Genomic DNA, 6297 nt, shown 5'->3' with positions numbered 1-6297 from the left:
GGATTGCCGACGGCGCTGTAAACGCGGCTCAAGGCACGAAGGGTCCACCAGGAGGCCGCCGTGTCTGAGGGTAGGGTATTGAGTTCCGCCAGCGCCTGGTTGGCCTGGCCGCTGGCCAGCAGCAATTGGGCTTTGGCGAGTTTCACTGCGGGGGTATTGGCTGTTGCCCCTTTGAGTTGTTCTTCGGCCAGACCAGCACGCTTTTGACTGACATAGGCGATGGCGACGATCGCCCGCAGATTGCTTTCAGCTTCAGCTGACTTGAGATGGCGATCCTTAAAATCGCGAACAATGGGTTCCAGCTCGCCGCGCTCCAGCATCAGGATGGCAATGCGCGGCAAAAGTAGGTCGGCGTCTCCTCCACGCTCGACCGCTTTACGTAAATGTTGCTCGGCACTGCCGGGGTCAAACGAATGTTCGTAGGCATCAGCCAGTGCCAAACGGGCTTGAACCGAGTCCGGTTGCGCCTGAACCGCGTTTTTGAATTCAATGACCGCCGCGGGGTATTCCCCTTTTGTCATGTGTTCCTTGCCCGCGTTCATGGGGTCTTGTCCGCAGCCCGCCATCAAGGCGGCAAGCGCGGAGGCGAGTAGCAAGGGACGCAAGCGCCTGTGACAAAGTGAAGACAATAAAAGACAGCTGGATTTTTGCATGTGGGTATTCCCAGGGACTTGGTTAGGTTGTTGCATTTGTTTTGCAAATGCTTAGCTCAGTCGAATAGCGTTTCAGTCTACAAACCACATAGGGTATCCTCTTTGATATTTCACACGTGAATGCATCATTCAGCCCGCTTGGTACTGAATCAACTTTTCCATTCATGGCAACGTGCGATGTTTAGTTCCTTTGTCGCCGCTGTCACCCGCTCCTTCAGCGTGCGTCTGCTTTGCGCTCTGTTGGTATGCGCTGCTTTGATGGGCTTGGATGCGGGGCGTCGCGCTGGCGTGACACCGTTGGCACAAGCCGTGTGGCCGGGTGTGGAGAATGCCGTGGCGGGAAATCCCCTGGTGCCCATTGCCCATGGTCATATCCCCATGCCCGCCAATACACCCGCTGCCCACGCCAGCAGCCTGCTGTCAATGCCTGCCGTGCACCCCTCCGCCCTGATGGCATTCTGGTTCGCGGGCACGCGCGAAAGCGCCGCCGATGTGCAGATCGCCGCTTCGCACTTTGACCGCGCTACGCAGAAGTGGAGCGCCGCGCGTTTTGTGGTGAATCGTGTTGCCATGGCCGAGCCCTTGGGCTTTGGCGTGCGCCGACTCGGCAATCCGGTGGCCTGGCTCGATAGCCAAGGCAGAATTCATCTGTTTGTGGTGGCCACCGGTCTAGGCGGCTGGGCCGCCGCGCGCATTGTGCATTTGCGCCAAAGCCAGGAACGCCAGGACTTCTCTGCGTTGTCGTTTGACGTGGTGCGGACCTTGCCGCTGTCGTGGCTGTGGAACACGAGCTTTCTGGTGCGCACCGCACCACTTCCTCTGAGAGATGGCGGCATGGTGTTGCCGGTGCATTTTGAATTGGGCATCAAATACCCGGTCGCCTTGCGCTTTGACGCCAGCGGCGAGTTCTTGGGGATGGTGCGGATTTCCAGTCGAAAGCATTTGCTGCAACCGACGATCTTGATGGCGACCGAGTCACATTGGCTGGCCCTGATGCGCGACCAGCGACCTGAGGGCAAGGTGGCCGTGGCCCAAACTTCTGATAGCGGGCAGCACTGGGTGGATTTACCTGACCTGGCACTGGACAACCCCGATGCCTCGGTGGCAGGGCTGGCCCTGGCACCGGGGCGCATGTTTCTGGCCCACAATTCTTCACCGCACTCCCGCGTCACGCTGGATTTGAGCAGTTCGGCAGACGGTCGGGCCTGGGTCCTGGCCCAGGGGCTGGCGCACGGTGCAGGCTCGGATGAGTATTCTTACCCGGCACTGGCCTGGGCTGACAATAGCTTGTGGGTGAGTTATACCGATCAGCGCCAGCGCATCGCCTGGCAACGATTTTCTTTCTCGTCTTCCGCGCGCTGAGGCGCAGTACTTCATGGATATGAGCGCTTTTTCGAACATCCTGTTGGTGACAGAGGCACCGGTGTTGCCCAACCTGACAGCGATGCGGGTGGCCCTGCATCTGGTGTGGGCCATCGTGCTGGGCAGTGGCACCCTGCTGCTGGCTGGCCAGCTCGCACGCCCTTATCGACTGGGCTTGAGTTTTTTGGTGATGACCTTGACTTTGCTGCCGGGTAGCGCGTCGCCCGCGTACTGGCTGGGTTTGGCGTTTCAAACGCCCAGCTTGACCAGCGCTGTCATTTGTTTGGCGTGGTTCTTAAGCCGTGCGCGGATGGCGCAGGGCGAAGATGCGGTGATGTCTGAGCCTCAAGTTACTGCTTTGAAAATTCTGTCGGGGCTTGGCGTCGTACTGGGTTGGGTGCTGCTGTTGGACACGTTCGCTTTGCTGCCGCTGTCGGTTTACGCGTGGGGGTTTGGCGCGGCCGCCTTTGGCGCAGTGGCTCTGTTCGCAACCTTGCTCTGGGTCGTGTTGGGCAGCGCCGCGACGAATCGAATGGCGCTGGTCGGGCCGTTGTTGGCTCTGTCTGTATTGACCCTGTTTGTGCTGACCCGTTTGCCAACGGGCAATGTATGGGATGCGCTGATCGACCCCTGGTTATGGGGCGCACTTCAGCTTGGGTGGCTGGTCAGCGCGGCGCGTCGCCTGATGGCGGGGAAGCGCTTGCTACCAGCCACTCGCGCCTGAACAACCAGGTTTGCGGATACCAGAGGTTAGCGAGATTGATTTCACCGCTCTGGTGGCGCCCTTTCACTTCCCAACGCGTGCCCAGCACCTTGCAGCCTGGCACGCAGGGCGGTGCCTGTTCGGAGGGCGCCGACTGGAGCCAAATGACGGCATCGTGGCTGGCCAGCAGGCGGCTGAGTTCTTCCGTGTTTGAGCTTGCGCGGGAACCTGCGCGGCCTTCGCTGTCATAGGGCAGAAACTGGTTGCCCGGCAGCAAGAACTGAAAGCGCTCAAACTGCCCGTTGAAACCGTTCGGCACGGCGACGCTCGCCTTGTCAAGTTTTTCGACGGTTTGGGCGTCATAGTGTCCAGCGGCGCCGTTCAGGGGCGCGGTGCTCAAGCCGAAGCAGGCGAAAACCGCGAGACACGCGGCCACGGTGCAGGCTCGTGTCCACGCCGGCTTCGCCAAACCGCCGATCACGAGGATGAGACCCAGCGCCACGGCAAGCATGCTGGCGCCCAATTCAATGCCGGTGCCGATCCCGATGTCATGCGCCGCCCAAGCGATGCGTCCCAGCACCCCGATGAAAATTCCGCACAGCAGCAAAGACAGCAAAAACCACCCGCGTGCAATGCGTGGCCAGTAGAGCGCGAGCAGCATGGCCAGCGCTGGCATGGCGGGGATGACGTAGCGGGCCGAGCGCTGGCTCGGCAGGGTGAACACAATGAGCCACACGGCCAGCCAGGCCAGCAAGATCAGCAGTTGCGGCGACAGTTTGATTCCTGCGTCGCCACCCGGGCCGCGCCAGGCCTGAAACCCACGTCTGAGTCCGAGCCACGCCAGACCGATGACGACGAAAGCCAGCAGGCCGGCATTTTGCACATAGGCCAGCAGTTGCGCCCACATGCTGATGCCACCCCCCAACAAAGCCACATGCCAGTAGCCCTCGCTGTTGGACAATTTTCCAGCGTTTTCACCGATGACAAACTCTCGCCACACGGCGCCAGGGTCGGGATCCAGCACAAACCACAGGGCGAAAATACCGAGCGCCATGGCTGCACTCAGGCTCACTTTGAGGGTGATCTGAACCATCACGCGCCAACTTGCGGTGGGCGCGCTCAGGAGCTGGGCACACCACAGCGCGGCGGCTGCCGGTGCAATCAGGGCGAAGGACTTATAGGCCAATCCGAGCCCCAGGGCCAAGCCGAAGCCGACGTGTGTTAGCCAGCTCAGATCGCTTGTCTGAGTTGTCCGCGTCTGACGCAAGCGGTGCCACAGCAGCCAGAACATGGGCACATTCAACCAAAACGTTTCCGGGGCGCTGGTCAAATACGTGCGACCAAAGCGGAAGGTGCAAAAGAAAGCGAGGTAAATGCAGGCCGCCAGGCCGGCAGCTTTTAGATTGCGGGTGATCTGCTGCACAGTCCAGACCACCGCGCCTGCAATCAGGAGCGTATAGATCAGGCTGGGTATGCGCAGGGCGGCCAGACTCCAGTGGCGCCCCCAGTCTCCAGCCACCATGGCTTGCCAGAACAGCAAGGGTGGTTTGGTATTGCGCATGTGGTTCAGCTCGGACACCAGCGGCAGCCAGTGGTTCGACGCTGCCGTCAGCCGCGCGATATGCGTGTAAACCAGCTCATCCCCGATGCTCGGGTTGTACTGCCCACCCAAACCGTAGGCGTAGACGCCTGCGGCAAACAGGAGCAGTACAAACCAGGCTAGCGTTGAGGCGTCAACGAGGCGACTGCGTGGGCGTGGGACAGTCATGGCCTATTTGGGCGACCGATGCCGAAAGGTCCAACGGTCATTGGCCAGAAAGTTGCTCACGCTGGCAATGACGATGGCGATGACATTGGCCAGCAGGTAATGCAGAGAGTGAGCGAGCCACAGGGTCAGGCCATATTGCAGAGCGATACCAAACCACGAGGCGAGCGCATAACGTCCGAGTTGTCCCCAAAAGACCGCCATGCCGGTCGAGGGCGCTTGTATGGAGCGGGCGTGCGCGGCGGCGGCACGCAGCCGGTCGGCCCAGGTCCAGAGCCGGTTCCAGGTGAAGTTGTTGATGGTGGCGACAGCAATGGCCAGGGCCAGCGAGGCGTAGAGCCGACTGCGCGGTGCTGCAATGGCCGCAAAAAAATACTCTTGTGCCAGGTACAAAACAGCCATGTTGACGACGGTGCCACTGGCGCCGACGAGGCCAAATTTGATGTAGCGAAAGCCCTTGAGCCACTCAATCAGCAAAAAAAGACGCGGCTGCCAGCCCTGACGCTGGCTCATGACGGCACGCGCGTGGTGAGGGTCAAAGCGGACAAGGCATCTGCCAGTACGGGGTCCGGGGCAATGCGTTTGAGGCACTGGTTGTCGCCATCGCAAAAGGTTTCACGGTGGTTGTAGGCGCTGAGGCAGGGCGAGCAGGCCAGTCCGGACTCCAGCACGGTGGCGCGTGGCCCGAGTGGCCCGTAAAGACGGCCGGTCTCGGGGCCAAAGAACACCAAAGTGCGAATGGGTGTGAGGCTGGCAAAGTGGCCGGGCCCACCGTCGTTGGTGATCAGCAAGTCAGCGCCATGGAACAGCATCAGCAGCTCGCGGATGCTGCGGGTGTAGCCGGTCAGGTCCACGCAAAACGCGCTGTTGATCCGAGTTTGCAGCTCGCGCGCCAACGTCGCATCATCGCGCAGGCCAATCAGCCCGACGGCATGCCCGCCCTGGCACAGGCCACGTGCCACCTGGGCATAGTGCGCGGCGGGCCAGGCACGCTCTGGCAGGAGGCCGCCACCGGCGTAGATCAACACGATTTTTCGATTATTGAGAGCCGGGTGGTCGGTCAGCATCTTGCTGCGGTAGGCCCGCAACTCGGTGGCTTCAAACGGCACGGCCAAACCGGTGTCCGAGGGGAGCTCGCGAATGGGGGCCGCTTTGTTGCGCGGCATGCTGTTGCCGTCCAGCGCATCGACCAGCGACAAAAATTGTTTGCTGATGTGCTGGTAGGGGTTGTAGGGGATGGCCCGGTTGATGTAGCTGCCGCGGTACAGGCCTTCTTGCGTATGCGGCGTGAAGCCGACGCGCAAGGGCGCGCCGCTCAGGTAAGACATCAGGCTGCTGATGCGGGAAAACAGCTCGCAGTCAATCACGGCGTCCAGCGGCAGGCGGCGCAGCGTCATGATGACGCGCCAGATGTCGCGCAGCAAGCCGAGGCCGGCGCTGTCGTCCAGCGCGTGCAGGTGTTCAGCTTGCGCCAGCCCGAGCAGGACGGCGACTTCCTGATTCTTCTTGAGCTGCAGCACATGCAGCGTGGCGCCGGGGTAGCGTTGACGCAGGGCCGCAAACATGGGGCCCGCCAATACCACGCTGCCCATCTCGGACAGCAGAATGACCAGAATGTGGCGTGGTTCGCGAGACAAGCGTGCTGCAGGCCGCAACCGTGCCATGCACCGGGCCCAAACCGACACCGCACCGCACAGGAGCTGGCCCAGCCAGCGGTCAATCCAGCGTTGTGTCTGTACTTTCATGCGTCGGGCTCGCCCTGTGCTCGTCTTTAGGCGTCAATTCAACCCGGCGCTGGCCCGCAATGCCTGCGC

6 protein-coding genes are annotated in these 6297 nt (G+C 61.4%); 2 read left to right on the top strand and 4 right to left on the bottom strand.

The window, feature by feature from the left end:
• A partial coding sequence (locus B3V69_RS10960) for a hypothetical protein (protein ID WP_296446487.1) occupies window positions 1-542 on the bottom strand: 542 nt, incomplete at its 3' end.
• A 288-nt stretch (window positions 543-830) separates the two neighbouring features.
• On the opposite strand from B3V69_RS10960, the gene B3V69_RS10955 reads away from it, so the two are divergent.
• Both B3V69_RS10955 and B3V69_RS10950 read left to right on the top strand, forming a co-directional pair.
• Window positions 831-2015 (top strand): exo-alpha-sialidase, encoded by a 1185-nt coding sequence (locus tag B3V69_RS10955; protein WP_296446486.1) that lies wholly within the window; start codon window positions 831-833, stop codon window positions 2013-2015.
• Window positions 2016-2028: 13 nt separating this feature from the next.
• A complete protein-coding gene (locus tag B3V69_RS10950; protein ID WP_296446484.1) occupies window positions 2029-2739 on the top strand; it encodes a hypothetical protein in 711 nt (236 codons plus the stop codon).
• Here B3V69_RS10950 and B3V69_RS10945 read toward each other — a convergent pair.
• From B3V69_RS10945 to B3V69_RS10935, 3 genes are read right to left on the bottom strand one after another with little or no spacing between them, the layout of a single operon-like run.
• Complete coding sequence (locus tag B3V69_RS10945) at window positions 2681-4486, bottom strand: ArnT family glycosyltransferase (RefSeq protein WP_296446482.1); 1806 nt, start codon at window positions 4484-4486, stop codon at window positions 2681-2683. The genes B3V69_RS10950 and B3V69_RS10945 overlap by 59 nt on opposite strands.
• Window positions 4487-4489: 3 nt before the next feature.
• Complete coding sequence (locus B3V69_RS10940) at window positions 4490-4996, bottom strand: GtrA family protein (RefSeq protein ID WP_296446480.1); 507 nt, start codon at window positions 4994-4996, stop codon at window positions 4490-4492.
• Window positions 4993-6120, bottom strand: coding sequence for a glycosyltransferase family 9 protein (locus tag B3V69_RS10935; protein ID WP_296446478.1), 1128 nt, complete (start codon window positions 6118-6120; stop codon window positions 4993-4995). Before B3V69_RS10935 ends, B3V69_RS10940 begins: the two co-directional genes overlap by 4 nt.
• Window positions 6121-6297: the final 177 nt, after the last annotated feature.

The sequence above is a fragment of the Rhodoferax sp. UBA5149 genome, assembly GCF_002413825.1.
Lineage (GTDB): Bacteria > Pseudomonadota > Gammaproteobacteria > Burkholderiales > Burkholderiaceae_C > Rhodoferax.
Note: the sequence above shows the minus strand (reverse complement) of the source record. Positions and strands in the feature narration are given on the sequence as shown.